This is a genomic window from Arminella tubonensis (assembly GCF_003240585.1).
Lineage (GTDB): Bacteria > Pseudomonadota > Alphaproteobacteria > Rhizobiales > Rhizobiaceae > Rhizobium > Rhizobium tubonense.
The window spans coordinates 62,364-76,222 of sequence record NZ_PCDP01000065.1 but is presented as its reverse complement, the minus strand read 5'-3'; the positions used below and the strand labels follow the sequence as shown (position 1 = coordinate 76,222).

The following is a 13,859-nucleotide window of genomic DNA, read 5'->3' as shown; positions in this document are numbered from 1 at the left end:
TTGATGTGTCAAGAACGTTTGATTTCGCATCCGATCGATGGCAGACCGTAGGATGAATCCGCTCGAAGAACGGAGCCACATTCAGACGAAGACCTGATTGGCTGATACGGGCTCAAGAAACATCCCCTGGCCTTATTAAGGGCCCCGAGAGACAGATGGCATCGAAGACAACGCTGAACGCAAAAAACCTTGAAGTGCTCGGCGTAGAGAAACTGGCGCGGCTCCTGATCGAAATCAGCATGGGCAGCGCCGCAAACAAGCGACGCTTGCGCCTAGAACTCGCCGGAACGCTAGGTGCCGCCGACGTTGCCAGGGAAGTCACAAAGAGGCTCGCCTCCATAGACCGATCTCGCACGCGCATCGATTGGCGCAAGATCAAGGGCCTGAAGCGGGATCTCGAGATGCAGCGATCGATCATCATCGATACGATCGCCGATATCGATCCCGATGAGGCTTTGGATGTCATGTGGCGTTTCGTTGGTCTTGCCAACTCGGTCTTGGATCGCGCCGACGACAGCAATGGAATTCTGATCTCCACCTTCCACGCCGGATGCGCCAATCTCGGCGCAATTGCACAGATGGCGAAGACCGATAGCAGATCGCTTTCCGATCGTGCGTTCAGCGCGCTCCAAGACAACGGATATGGGCAATACGACACATTGATCGAATCCCTGGCGCCTGCCTTGGGATCGAAGGGACTGGAACGGCTGAAGACGTTGTTCACGGACCGGTCGAAAGCACCGATAGAGAAGCCAGCGGACGAGGATAAGATCCCCGGCAGCCATCGCGATCTGACGGTTCGCACGTCACTCGAACAAATCGCCGACGCGCTGGGTGACGTGGATGCATTCATCGCCCAGCAGAGCGAGGCGGCGCAATCGTTGCCCATGATCGCAGCTCGCATTGCGCGGCGGCTGCTGGGCGCCGGCCGAAACCAGGAAGCCTGGGGCGCGATAGAGAAAGTCGACACGCGAGGACTATTGTCCATTCCTTTTGAGTGGGAGCAGGCAAAGACGAACGTCTTAGACGCACTCGGTCTCCACGGGGAAGCTCAAAATTTTCGATGGCACTGCTTCGAGCGATCCTTGAACGGCGACCATCTCAAGGCCTATCTGAAACGACTGCCGGATTTCGATGATATGGAGGCTGAGGACAAGGCGCTTGCCTATGTGCGCGCCTTTCCCGACGTTCACCAGTCGCTATCCTTCCTGGCAAATTGGCCGGCAATCGGTGAGGCTGCAAAACTGGTTGTCGAACGAAGACGAGAACTCAACGGCGATCTCTACGAGCTGCTGACACCCACTGCGGAGTTGCTGCAGGAAAAGCACCCCTTAGCAGCGACCCTCTTGCTGCGAGCCATGATCGATTTCGCCCTCGATCAGGCTCGCGCAACGCGCTATCGCCACGCCGCCCGTCATCTGGTCGAGTGCGAAAGCCTTGCGAGGCAGATCGAGGATTTCGGTGGAGAACCGTCAAGCGAAATCTATATCGCCGATCTCCGACGCCGGCATGGCAAGAAGCACGGGTTCTGGGGAATGCTGCCAAGCAACTTTGGCGGCTTGTAGCTTGCAAGACCGATCATTGTTTGCGGCCATACCGGAGCGGATGCAAAGAGCTTGTGCTCATAGCCCACCTACGATTTGGACATCGCATCACGCAATTGCTCCAGCCGCTCCAGCTCGGCCTCCTGGTCGCTGATGCGCTGCGAGGCCAGCTCTTCGTCGGCCGCACCCGAATATGCGGCGGCTTGCTCGACGAGTTGACGCAGGTTTTCCCTCACCGTGGCAATACGCTCGTTGATGTCCTCGATGGTCTGCGAACCGTTCGTCATTTTGCTCTCCCTGCTGCGCTAAGGCACCTTGGACGGCAATCCTGGATGGGCTCGAAAACACACATCCATTGCCGATCATGACTTCTATACCGCTGGATCACGTTCGGAAATGGCTCAACCATCTGGGCGACCGCATTTCGAGCGGGATTCGTCAGTTCAGAGCGACAAGCCGCTTTCCCTGTCGAAGACATAGACCTGATCGGCGTTGACGGCGACTTTGAGAGGCGCTCCATATTTCATCGGCAGTTCGCCGTCAACGACCGCCGTTACCTGCTCTCCTGCAAGTTCGAACAGGACATGCGTCTGGGCGCCGGTCGGCTCCACCAGCATCGTCTGGCCCGTCAGCGGCGAGCCAGTGCCGGACGGATCGAGATGTTCCGGTCTGAGGCCGATGGTGACGGCCTGCCCCGATGTCACCCGCCGCTCCATGCGAATCTGCACCAGCGTCCCGTCCTTCAGCCTGACCGCCGGGCTGCCGTCCACGCCTTCCACCGTACCCTTGAGGAAATTCATCGCCGGAGAGCCGATGAAGCCAGCCACGAACAGATTGGCTGGCTGGCGATAGAGTTCGAGCGGCGTGCCCTGCTGCTCGATGCGGCCCTGGTTCAAAACGACGATCCGGTCGGCAAGCGTCATCGCCTCGATCTGGTCGTGGGTGACATAGACAGATGTTGTCTGAACTTTCTGGTGTAACGCCTTGATTTCGGAGCGCATCTGGACGCGCAGCTTTGCGTCGAGGTTGGACAGCGGCTCATCGAACAGGAAGACGGCGGGATTGCGCACCACGGCGCGGCCCATGGCGACGCGTTGGCGCTGGCCACCCGAGAGCTGTGCGGGCTTTCGGTCGAGCAGAGTTGTCAGATCGAGCATCCTTGCCGCCTCTCCGACGCGCTGCTCGATCACCGGCCTCGGCTCGCCGGAGAGCTTCAGGTTGAAACCCATGTTTTGGGCGACTGTCATGTGTGGATAGAGCGCATAGGACTGAAAAACCATGGCGATGTTGCGCTCGCGTGGTGTCAGGCCGTTGACGACCTCCCCGCCAATCAGCACGTCACCGTCCGTGATCTCCTCAAGCCCTGCGATCATCCGCAACAATGTCGACTTTCCGCAGCCGGACGGGCCGACAAGCGCGATGAACTCGCCATCCTCGATGGATAGCGAGACGTCATGGATGACGTTGAGCGCGCCATAGGCCTTTCGGATATTCTGCAGTTCGACGGATGCCATTGATGTGCTCCTATTGCACCGCGCTCAGGATTTTACCGCGCCGGCGGTCAGGCCGGCGATGATATGCTTCTGCGCGAGGAAAAAGACGATGATGGTCGGCAGGATGGTGAGCGTGATGAAGGCCAGCACCAGCTGCCATTGGGTTCCGAATTCGCCGCGATAGACCATGATGCCGAGCGGCCAGGGATAAATCGATTCCGAGTTCAGCATGATCAACGGCAGGATGTAGCTGTTCCAGCTGCCGACGAAGGAAATGATGCTAACAGTGGCGACGATCGGCCGTGACAACGGTAGGGATATGTACCAAAAAAAACGAATGTAGCCGCAGCCGTCGACAAAGGCCGCCTGGAACAGCTCTTCCGGCAGGTTTTTGAAATAATTGCGGAAAAGCAGGATGCTCATACCCAGGCCGAAAGCGACCTGCGGCAGCACGACCCCCCAGTAGCTGTTGAGCAGCCCGAGATCACGGATTCGAATGAACAGCGGCAGGATGGCGGTCGCGGCTGGAAACATCAGCCCGATCAGGAAGTAGTTAAGCAGGAAGTTCGAGCCGAAGAATTTGACATGGGCGAAGGTGAAGGCGGCCATGGCCGATACGGTCACCGTCAGGAACACGGTCAGCACGGCGATGACCAGCGAATTCATCATCTGCCGCCAGTATCGGTCGCCGGTCAGGATGTCGGTGTAGTTTTCGAAATGCCATTCTACCGGCAGGCCGAAGGGATTGGTGCGCAGGTCACCCAGCGACTTGAAGCCGCCGAGCGCCGTCGTCACCAGCGGCACCAATACGATTGCGGCGATGATGGTGAGCGACACGTAGAGATAGATCCTGGTGCCAGTGCTCACACGAATGGATGTAGCCCTATCAGTCATTGCGCATGAATATCCGTTTATAGCCGAAGGCCAGGGTGACGCAGATCACGAACAGCACGACGCCGACCGCGCTACCGAGCCCGACCTGCATGCGGGTGACACCGAAATTATAGAGGAAGGTCACCATCGTCTGCGTCGAGTTGAACGGTCCGCCGCCCGTGAGTGGCATGATCAGATCGAAAAGCTGCAGCGAGCCGACGACGGCGAAGAACACCGACAGGCGCACCGTCGAGGCGAGCAGCGGCAGCGTTACGTAGCGGAATTTCTGCCAACCTGTCGCGCCGTCGATCTCGGCTGCTTCGAGGATGCTCTTGTCGAGCGACTGCAGCCCGGCAATGAACAGCATCATGTGGAAGCCGAAATATTTCCAGACGATCACCGCAAGCACCGCGTACATCGCAAGGTCCTTGTCGGCGAGCACATAGGGTGTCGCCACGTCGAAGAGATGCGCCAGCGACGCGAACAATCCGTAATCGCCGTCATAGACGAAGCGCCAGATCAGGCCGGCTGCGACCTCCGCCAGCACGTAGGGCAGGAAGAAGATCAACCGGAAAAGCACGACGCCGGCGATCTTATTGGCCAGCATCGTCGACAGCCAGATGGCAAGCGGGATCTGCACGATAATCGAGACGGCGATGATCAGCGCATTGTTCTTAAGCGACGTCAGAAACGCGCCGTTCTTGAAGAGAACTTCGAAATTGCGCAGACCGACGAATTCCGTCGGCGGTCCATAGCCGCTCCACTTGTAGAAGCTGTACCAGCCCGCCTCGCCCATCGGCAGGATGACGAAGATGGTGAAGAGCAGCAGGGCTGGCGGCAGAAAGAAAATGAGCACGGGCAAGCGGCCACTGGCAGCAGGGCTTTTGCGCCGCGCTGTTAGCCTGGCCCCAGCGGCCGGCCGGATGGCGGTCGTTGCGCTGATATTCATCATGATGATCCTGACTTTCGCAATTCAGGGAAGAACGCCGGCCTCGCAAGGATGTGCGAGGCCGGCGCCCGATGATCAAAGCTGATCCTGCTCGAATGCGTCCTGGATCTGCGCGGCACCGTCTTTCGGCGTCATCTGGCCGGAGACGATCGCGACCGAGACGTCGTTGACCACACGGCCGACGGAGGGACCGAGATCCTGGTCAAAGAAGTTCTGATGCCACGTCGTGTGCGCCAGCTGCTCTGCCGAGGCGTGCATCAGCGGGTTGACCACGCCATCCTCGGCACCGACGGCGACCGGGATGATCATGCCGGCCTTTGCCATGATCCGCTCGTTTTCAGCGTTGGTCAGATAAGCCAGGAAATCAAGCGTCTCGGGAGGCGCCTTCTTGGTCACGGCCCAGGCATTGAGGCCCCCGAGCGTATCGGTGACCGCGCCGGCACCACCGGTAACCGCCGGGAAGGAGAAGTGGCCGATATTGTCGCTCGCAAGACCCTTGCCGTCGCCGGCGTTGGTGCGCTGATTGGCCTCCGTGTTCTCGAAGCCGAGGATCATCGCCGCCTTGCCGTCGCCGAAAACACCCAGCGTCTGCGGCCAGGTTGAGCCGAGATAGCCAGGCTGGAACGGATCGAGCTTGCCGAGCTCGGCCAGCTGCTCGCCGGCCTTGATGACGGCCGGATCGTTGAAGCCATCGCCCTGCCCGTTTTTGGCCGCATCAAAGACCTTCTGGCCGCCGTCACGCATCACCAGATAGCTCCAGTAGAAATGGATTGGCCATTTCTCACCACCGCCGCCTGCGATCGGGACAATGCCCGCTGCCTTGATCTTTTTCACCGCGGCCAGATAATCGTCCCAGGTCTTGATGTCAGTTGCGTTGACACCCGCCTTGGCGAACAGCGCCTTGTTGTAAAAGAAGGAGACCGTACCGAGCTTGAACGGCACAGCGCTGATCTTGTTGTCGAAGGTCAATCCCTCGACCGAGGCGGGATTGTAGCTCTTCAGCCAGGAGCCGTCCTTGGCCTTCATCGCTGTGGTCAAATCCATCAGCGAACCGGTTGCCATCTGCTGCTTCAGCACACCGCCGCCCCAGCTGTAGAAGAAGTCTGGCGCATCGCTCGACTGAAGCAATGTCGGTAGCTTGGCTTTGAAGGCCTCGTTTTCGAGGAACTGCATCTGGACTTTCACGCCCGGATGTTTCGCCTCGTAGCTATCGGCGATCTTGCGCCAGATCGCGACATAATTCGGATCGAGTTCGAGATGCAGCCACTTGATCGTCGTATCGGCTGCAGCGCTGCCGGCGCCGATCAGTATGGCCAGGCCGGTGGCTGCTGCAAATGCGGCGATGCGTTTGCCGCCAAGGACTTGCGCCCCAATGATATGAAACATGATTTTCTCCTCCGAAGGGAACGAACAGTCCTCACCAATTTTTCCCTTATGCGGATTAATTCAACGGAGGTTTGCCCGATTGTCAACCAGCTACCCCATTTTTTGTGCAAATTAACTTGACAAGAGGGGCGGTCGGCGCGGTATTTAATTCGTGATCCGTCCGAAATACCCCTTGGTCGGCATTGAAATTCAATTCGGTCATGCCACAATGAAAACTGCCGATCCCGAGCTAATGCGGGCTATAAACCGCTTCAACGTACTGGATACGATCAGACGGGCGGTCTCGATTTCGCGTGTCGAGATCAGCGAGAGGACGCAGCTTTCGACCACCACGGTTTCGGCTATCACCGCATCTCTTCTGGACGACGGGCTGATCCTGGCGCGGCATGAGGGCGACCTGCGCAATGCCGCCGCTCGCGGCAGGCCGCGCGTAGCACTGGAGCTGAACCCGGATGCCGCCCGCGTCGTCGGCGCCAAGATCGCGGCTAACCGCATGGTCTTTGTCGTCACCGATTTTCGCGGCGAGGTGCTGTCGACGCAGACGCTGGCATTGCGCGTCGACCGCCAGCCGATCAGTGTCATTGCCGACCTCATCGAAGATGGTGTCCGGCGCTGCGTCGTCGATGCGAACCTCTCGATCGACGAGATCGACCTCGTCTGCCTCGGCCTGCCCGGGGTCATCGAGCATCGCACCGGCCATGTGCGCACCAGCCCGATCTTTCGCGAGACCGGCGTCGATTTCGCACGCGAGATGTCGGAGCGCCTCGGCATCGTCACGATTGTCGAGAGCGACGCCCATGCGATTACGCTTGCTCATCACTGGTTCGGCAAAGCCCGCGATATCGACGACATGGTGCTGGTGTCACTGGAGCAGACGCTTGGCCTCGGCGTGCTGCACGGCGGCCAGCTGTTTCGCGGCGCAGGCGGTCTCAGCCATAACCTCGGCGATCTCGTGCTTGGCACCGGGCCGCAGGGCACGATCAGACTGTCGAGCCAAGCAGGCGAGAGTGCGATTCTCGGCGACCAGCCGAGCGGTGGCCGCTTCGCCGAAGCGATCCGGCTCGGCCGCGGCATGGCCCATGCCCAGACCCTGATCGCCGCCGAGGACGAGACACTGATCGCCGCGGCCATCCGCGCGGGCGAGGCCTGCGGCATGGCGCTTGCCAATATCGTCACGCTCTTTGCGCCACCACGCGTCATCCTCGTCGGCTCCAGCCTCGCGCTTGGCCAGCCTTTCCTCGACAGCCTGCGCGACGCCTATGCCATGGCCATCCCCCAGTCGATCGAAGGGGTCGCGGAGTTGGTTTTCGACCAGTCGACGGATGAAACCTGGGCCCAGGGAGCCGCCGTCGTGGCACTGCGCGAACTCTATGAATCACCTTGGAGCACGACGGGTCCTGCGCCCGCGCACTGAGGCAATCACGTATTCAAAAATCCATTCCGGGAGGAAGCCTTATGGAAAAAGTAGGTATCGGCATTATCGGCTGCGGCAACATCTCAAGTGCCTATCTCACGGCGATGAAATCATTCCCCATCCTCGACATCCGCGGCGTCGCGGACCTGAACCGCGAGCTGGCCGAAGCCAGGGCTGGCGAATTCGGCCTGACGGCTGTCGGTATCGACGCCCTACTCGCCGATCCGACGGTTGAGATCATCGTCAACCTGACGGTACCCAAGGCGCATGTCGCGGTTGCCCTGCAGGCACTCGACGCCGGCAAGCACACCTATTCCGAAAAGCCGCTCGGGATCAATTTCGTCGAGGGCAAGAAGCTCGCGGATGCCGCATCGACCAAGGGCCTGCGGATCGGCGCGGCCCCGGATACCTTTCTCGGCGGCGGGCACCAGGCGGCGCGCGCCATCATCGACGCCGGCGCAATCGGCCAGCCGGTCGGCGGCACGGCCACCTTCATGTGCCCCGGCCACGAGCGCTGGCACCCGAACCCGGCCTTTTACTACGAAGTCGGCGGCGGACCGATGCTGGATATGGGTCCCTACTATATTACCGATCTCGTCAATCTGCTCGGCCCCGTATCGCAGGTGGCGGGTTTTGCCGTTGCTCCGCGCAAGGAGCGCATCATCACCAGCGAGCCGCGCAATGGCGAGCGCATCCCCGTCGATGTGGCCACCCACGTCGCCGGCGTCATGGCCTTTGCCAATGGCGCAGTCGTACAGATCGGCATGAGCTTCGACGTGGCGGGCCACAGGCATGTGCCCATCGAAGTCTACGGCACCGAAGGCACGCTGATCGTGCCCGACCCCAACCGCTTCGGCGGACCGGTCGAATTTCTGAAGAAGGGCGGCGAGTTCGAGACCCGCGAGGTGACGGAACCCTATGCCGACGGCAACTACCGTTCGCTCGGTGTCGCCGACATGGCCCACGCCATCCGCTCGAACCGGCCGCACCGTGCCAATGGCAGCTTGGCGCTGCATGTGCTCGAGGTCATGGAAGCCTTCCAGACAGCGTCCGACGGCGGCCGCACGGTCACGATCACCACACAAACGGAACGACCCGCACCGCTGTCTCAGTCCCTCGTGGACGGATTCATCGGGCGATAGGATCAAGAGGAGAAGAATATGCGCGAAGCACTTATCGTCTGGGGCGGCTGGAGCGGCCACGAGCCGCAGGAATGCGCCAAGATCATCGAGGAAATGCTGCAGGAGGACGGCTTCAAGGTCTATGTCGAAAACAGCACCGAAGCCTTCGCCGATCCGTCGATCCACGATCTCAGCCTGATCGTGCCGATCGTCACCATGTCGAAGATCGAGAAGGAGGAGGTGACGAATCTTGCCGCCGCGATCGAAAGCGGCGTCGGCATTGCCGGCTATCACGGCGGCGCCGGCGATTCGTTCCGTGACAGCGTCGATTATCAGTTCATCATCGGCGGCCAGTGGGTCGCCCATCCCGGCAATATCATCAACTACTCCGTCAACGTCACCCGCCCGGACGATGCCGTGATGGAGGGGATCGAGGATTTCCCCTACACGTCGGAACAATATTACATGCACGTCGACCCCTCGAACGAGGTGCTGGCGACAACAACATTTACCGGCGACCATGCCTACTGGATCAACGGCGTGGTGATGCCGGTCGTCTGGAAGCGGCACTATGGCAAGGGCCGCGTGTTCTATTCCTCGCTCGGCCACCAGGCCAAGGAGTTCGATGTGCCGCAGATGAAAACGATCTTCCGGCGCGGCGCCAGCTGGGCAGCGCGATAGGGTCAAGGCCTTTGATTTTGGTGGGGTCGAATTTCCGGCCCCACCGTCGCTGAGCTCTTATCGAAGCACGTTCGACGCTGCCAGATCGATAACTTCGTCGCCTCGCCCGCTCAAAACCGCCTTCGCGAGCCAGAGGCTGAAGCCGGAAATCTGGTCGACATTGATTGTCGGTGGCATCACCAGCTCGTTGCGATTGGTAACGACGTCGACAAGCGCAGGTCCATCATGGAGAAAGGCGCTGCGAAGGGCCTCCTCCAGTTCCCCTGCTTTCTCCACGCGAATTCCAAGAACGCCGGCCGCTTTCGCCATCTCGGCAAAATTCGGATTCTTGAGCGTCGTGTTGCTCTCAAGCAGGCCCGCGGCCTTCATCTCCATGTCGACAAACCCAAGGACGCCATTGTTGACGATCACGACCTTGACCGGGAGCTTCTCCTGGATGAGCGTCAGAAAGTCCCCCATCAACATGGCAAAGCCACCGTCCCCGGCAAGGGCGATCGTCTGCCTTCCTGGAAACGCGGCCTGGGCACCGATTGCTTGAACCATTGCGTTTGCCATCGATCCATGGACGAAGGAACCCAACAGACGCCGCTTTCCGTTCATCTTCAGATAGCGGGCCGCCCATACCGTCGGGGTGCCGACGTCGCATGTGAAAACCGCGTCCTCCGATGCAACCTCGCTGACCAGTCTTGCAAGATATTGCGGGTGGATCGCCGATCCGGGCCGACCTGAGGTCGCAAGCTCGTCCAGTCCGTTTCGCGCTTTCCCGTAGTGCTCGATCGAGCGGTCAAGATGGCCAGTGTCAACCTTCTGTGAAATCATCGGAACCAATGCCTCGATCGATGTCTTGACGTCGCCGACCAGTCCGAGCGCGAGCGGCGTCCGTCGCCCGAGGCGGGTGGCATCGATATCGATCTGGATGATCTTTGCGCCTTCCGGATAGAATTGCCGATAGGGAAAGTCAGTTCCCAGCATCAGCAGCGTGCTGCAGTTTTTCATCGCATGATAGCCCGAGGAAAAGCCGATCAGTCCGGTCATCCCGACATCGTACGGGTTTTCCCATTCGACATGTTCCTTGCCACGCAAGGCGTGGACGATAGGCGCCTTCAAGAGCGCAGCCAGTTTGACAAGTTCGTCATGGGCGCCTGCGCAGCCGGCTCCCGCCAGAATGGTCACCTTATCCGCACCGTTCAAAAGGCCCGCAGCGGCGGCAAGCTCTGCATCTTGTGGCCGCGAGAACGGCGCCTGGGGCAATATCCACCTGCTAGGCGATGGCGGTTCGAGCTGCTGCATCGCCACGTCGCCGGGAATGACCAATACGGAAACGCCGCGCTTGCCGACCGACTGGCGGATCGCGATATCGAGAAGTCGCGGCATGACGCTCGCGTTCGAGACCAGTTCGGTATAATGGCTGCATTCGGAGAAGAGCTTTTCGGGGTGGGTTTCCTGAAAATAGCCGCTGCCAATTTCAGCGCTTGGAATGTGCGCGGCTATCGCCAGCACTGGGGCGCCGCTTCGATGGCAATCGTAGAGCCCGTTGATGAGGTGGAGATTTCCCGGACCGCAGCTTCCGGCACAGACGGCAAGCTTGCCCGTCAACTGGGCTTCCGCGCCGGCGGCGAAGGCTGCGGCCTCCTCATGGCGCATGTGCACCCATTCGATGGTGCCCTTGCGACGAAGAGCATCGCTCAGTCCGTTCAAGCTGTCGCCAGTGACGCCATAGATTCTCTTCACGCCCGCCGCAGTGAGCGTATCCACGATAAGTTCGGCAACCGTCTGCTTGGTCATTTTGAAACCTTCCACACTGGCGTACGCTTCGACGCGGCGCTTCGGTAGATATGCAAGGCATGGTGCTAAACAAGATTGCGTCGGCCGTGGCTGCTAAGGCTGTGACCGCTTGATGGGACGGTATTACGCTTCAAAGAGAGGCGCCGCCCATCCAAAATAAGCACGACGCAACTCGATGAGTGCGTCGCGCTTTTTCCAGCTGCTAGATCGAAAGGAACTCAGATGGTGCGATCTGAAGAGCGGCGGCGATACGTCGGATTTTGGAAGGATCAGTATCCGCTCCGATCTCGACATCCGAGATTTCACGATTTGTAAGGCCGCAGGTGACCGCGAGATCGTCGAGACTGTAACCGTACGACTCGCGAGCGGTGCGAACGGCGTTTCCGACGTCGATCTGCGATAGTTGAGACACATTGGACGCATCTACATTTTGGATTGATATGGACATGAAAAACTCCTTCCAAAGTCCGGCGACGAGACAGCTCATCGGGTGAAGGTGACTACGAAAGCCAGTCATGCGTCGGATCAAAATACAGTAGCCGACGCAGCGCTAATATAAACAGAGATTGCTCGCAGGCAAGCATTTAGGCTCCTTCTGCGTGGTCTGCGCTGTCGAGGTCGGCCGTTGCGCCTATCGTCGGGGCTCAAACGGACAGAAAATGCCGCCAAATTCAGTCTGGCAACGAGGAGATGAAAGACCGTGCGCTATTCGGAAGCGTCGTCGTCGAGCAGGTTCTGCGCCAGTTCGCTGATCGCAACCTCGGCCTCTTCCAAAGACCAGCCCGCACTCACGGCTCGCTTTGCCAAGGCCAACATCACTGGCGACAGCTTGCCACCTGCGGCATCGACCACGCTTGCAGCGTGGATGCCGGCCACTTCAAGGAACGCCTTCTGAAGCGCCTCCTGGCAATCGATGTCCCGATCAACGTATTTACCGTCTCGCTGAGGTTTTTTGAGCAAGTCCATGTTTTATCCGATGTTGTTGCCATCGGCGAGACCGTCTAATCCAATCTCGCACCAGGTCAAACTCAAATAACGAGCGCCCGGTCGGACCAAAGGCGAAATCCACCTTTAAAGGCAAGTGTGTTGTCGCCACGCCGGCAATTCTCAGGCAGTTCGCCGAGTTCATCCACGTTTCCACCGCCGATGACGATATAATCAGGCTGTAGTGCCGCTTTCACGCGCGCTACGACGTCAGAGACCGACTGTCGCCATTTCTTCTTGCCGCGTCTCTTGAGCCCCGCCTCCCCGACATATTCCTCGAAGCTCAAGCCCTTCTTGTACGGCAGATGGGCAAGCTCCATCGGCAGCGCAACATTCTCGATGACCATGGCCGAGCCAAGGCCGGTTCCCAGACCGAGGAACAGCATGCGTCCGCCATCGTAGCTACCGATTGCCTGCATCAGGGCGTCATTGACCATCTTCACGGGCTTGCCGAAGCTTTTTGCAAAGTCCACGTTGACCCATCCAGGGCCGAGGTTCATGGGATCCTTGAGTGGTCTGTTTTGCCGCACCGGACCTGGATACCCGATCGAAACGACGTCGAAGGTCAGGCCCTCGGCAAGTGTCTTCGCCGCGGCGATCATGTCCTTTCCCGTCATTTTCGGGCCGGATACGACGCGGCGCTCGGTGCCGCCGTCGCTGGTGAGAACTTTGACATGGGAACCGCCAACGTCGATCGAAAGAACGATCGGCTGCCTGTCGCCTTCACCTTGTGATGCTTTTCCTGTCACGGTTCATCCTTCTACGTGTTCGCCATTGCATCGGATAGTCGCGCGTTGGCGCCACCGTCCCGTTCCGACGATCTAAGTTTGCAATGGAAGGCGTTGGCAAGCAATCCTGGAATTTCGATCCGACAGCGCATTGGTTCTATTCGAGCAGGGCCCTCGACGGGCAAATAGGCTTGGTAGCCGCTTCGGCATCCCTTATACTTTCGACGAGCCATCGAAGCAGCCGTTGATCGCAACCAGCTCGCCAGCCTATCGGGTCCGCAGCAGCACGATCCTCCAGCAAAGAGAAAACAGTGACCAACGATCACAGCCCTCATGACCACGATCACGACGATGATCATCACCATCATGCCGACCACTGGCGCGACAACGGCGTGAAGGTCATTCCAGGCAATTCCCTCGATCCGAACACTGCCCAGACGCCCGGCATGAACCGCGCGACTGCGATCAGCAAGGCACGAGCCGGCGCCGAGAAGATCTGGGCCGGAACGGTAACGATCCACGCCAATGCCAAGACCGGGGCTCATCACCACGGCGATCTTGAAAGCATCATTTATGTGGTGAAGGGCAAGGCGCGGATGCGCTGGGGCGAGAAACTGGAGTTTGTTGCCGAAGCCGGCCCTGGGGATTTCATTTTCGTGCCACCCTACGTTCCTCATCAGGAAATCAATGCCAGCCGCGACGAGACGCTCGAATGCGTTCTCGTCCGGTCCGGTCAGGAGCCGGTGGTGGTCAATCTGGACATCGAGCCGATCGAGAAGCCGGAAGAGGTTCTCTGGATCGACCCTATCCATAGATAAACTGTCGGTGCGCCGGTTAGATTACGTCTTCACGTCCGCCGGCACCAAAATTTGCGGAGCATCAACACCGCTCGGGCGGTTGG

At 59.5% G+C, this 13,859-nt stretch carries 14 protein-coding genes; 5 read left to right on the top strand and 9 right to left on the bottom strand.

Annotated features, from left to right (window positions below; translation table 11 throughout):
- Window positions 1-155: 155 nt before the first annotated feature.
- Entirely contained in the window at window positions 156-1,565 is a 1,410-nt protein-coding gene (locus CPY51_RS27965) for a DUF6880 family protein (RefSeq protein WP_111163486.1), read from the top strand.
- 68 nt (window positions 1,566-1,633) lie between these two features.
- Here CPY51_RS27965 and CPY51_RS27960 read toward each other — a convergent pair whose 3' ends face one another.
- The 5 genes from CPY51_RS27960 to CPY51_RS27940 all read right to left on the bottom strand — a co-directional run bounded on the left by CPY51_RS27960 (window position 1,634) and on the right by CPY51_RS27940 (window position 6,245).
- The gene (locus CPY51_RS27960) at window positions 1,634-1,831 is read right to left on the bottom strand and encodes a hypothetical protein (protein ID WP_111163485.1); all 198 of its coding nucleotides are present in this window, start codon (window positions 1,829-1,831) and stop codon (window positions 1,634-1,636) included.
- Between the two features lie 156 nt (window positions 1,832-1,987).
- On the bottom strand, window positions 1,988-3,058 hold the full coding sequence (locus CPY51_RS27955; protein ID WP_111163484.1) for an ABC transporter ATP-binding protein: 1,071 nt from the start codon (window positions 3,056-3,058) through the stop codon (window positions 1,988-1,990).
- A 24-nt stretch (window positions 3,059-3,082) separates the two neighbouring features.
- On the bottom strand, window positions 3,083-3,931 hold the full coding sequence (locus tag CPY51_RS27950) for a carbohydrate ABC transporter permease (protein ID WP_111163483.1): 849 nt from the start codon (window positions 3,929-3,931) through the stop codon (window positions 3,083-3,085).
- Window positions 3,924-4,862 (bottom strand): carbohydrate ABC transporter permease, encoded by a 939-nt coding sequence (locus tag CPY51_RS27945; protein WP_111163482.1) that lies wholly within the window; start codon window positions 4,860-4,862, stop codon window positions 3,924-3,926. Before CPY51_RS27945 ends, CPY51_RS27950 begins: the two co-directional genes overlap by 8 nt.
- Before the next feature lie 72 nt (window positions 4,863-4,934).
- Window positions 4,935-6,245: an ABC transporter substrate-binding protein gene (locus CPY51_RS27940; protein WP_111163481.1), complete on the bottom strand. Its 1,311-nt coding sequence runs from the start codon at window positions 6,243-6,245 to the stop codon at window positions 4,935-4,937.
- A 208-nt stretch (window positions 6,246-6,453) separates the two neighbouring features.
- Here CPY51_RS27940 and CPY51_RS27935 point away from each other — a divergent pair, with 208 nt between their 5' ends.
- From CPY51_RS27935 to CPY51_RS27925, 3 genes are read left to right on the top strand one after another with little or no spacing between them, the layout of a single operon-like run.
- Complete coding sequence (locus CPY51_RS27935; RefSeq protein ID WP_111163550.1) at window positions 6,454-7,659, top strand: ROK family transcriptional regulator; 1,206 nt, start codon at window positions 6,454-6,456, stop codon at window positions 7,657-7,659.
- Window positions 7,660-7,700: 41 nt separating this feature from the next.
- On the top strand, window positions 7,701-8,801 hold the full coding sequence (locus CPY51_RS27930) for a Gfo/Idh/MocA family protein (RefSeq protein ID WP_111163480.1): 1,101 nt from the start codon (window positions 7,701-7,703) through the stop codon (window positions 8,799-8,801).
- Window positions 8,802-8,819: 18 nt separating this feature from the next.
- Window positions 8,820-9,461: a ThuA domain-containing protein gene (locus CPY51_RS27925; protein ID WP_111163479.1), complete on the top strand. Its 642-nt coding sequence runs from the start codon at window positions 8,820-8,822 to the stop codon at window positions 9,459-9,461.
- Between the two features lie 57 nt (window positions 9,462-9,518).
- Here CPY51_RS27925 and poxB read toward each other — a convergent pair whose 3' ends face one another.
- The 4 genes from poxB to CPY51_RS27905 form a co-directional block, all read right to left on the bottom strand.
- On the bottom strand, window positions 9,519-11,246 hold the full coding sequence (gene poxB / locus CPY51_RS27920) for a ubiquinone-dependent pyruvate dehydrogenase (RefSeq protein ID WP_111163478.1): 1,728 nt from the start codon (window positions 11,244-11,246) through the stop codon (window positions 9,519-9,521).
- 202 nt (window positions 11,247-11,448) lie between these two features.
- Entirely contained in the window at window positions 11,449-11,694 is a 246-nt protein-coding gene (locus tag CPY51_RS27915) for a helix-turn-helix domain-containing protein (protein WP_111163477.1), read from the bottom strand.
- A 257-nt stretch (window positions 11,695-11,951) separates the two neighbouring features.
- Window positions 11,952-12,212, bottom strand: a complete 261-nt coding sequence (locus CPY51_RS27910; RefSeq protein ID WP_111163476.1) for a hypothetical protein — start codon at window positions 12,210-12,212, stop codon at window positions 11,952-11,954.
- Between the two features lie 62 nt (window positions 12,213-12,274).
- Window positions 12,275-12,979: an ROK family protein gene (locus CPY51_RS27905; protein WP_111163475.1), complete on the bottom strand. Its 705-nt coding sequence runs from the start codon at window positions 12,977-12,979 to the stop codon at window positions 12,275-12,277.
- A 290-nt stretch (window positions 12,980-13,269) separates the two neighbouring features.
- On the opposite strand from CPY51_RS27905, the gene CPY51_RS27900 reads away from it, so the two are divergent.
- Window positions 13,270-13,776, top strand: a complete 507-nt coding sequence (locus tag CPY51_RS27900; protein ID WP_420820751.1) for a cupin domain-containing protein — start codon at window positions 13,270-13,272, stop codon at window positions 13,774-13,776.
- Window positions 13,777-13,859 lie beyond the last annotated feature (83 nt).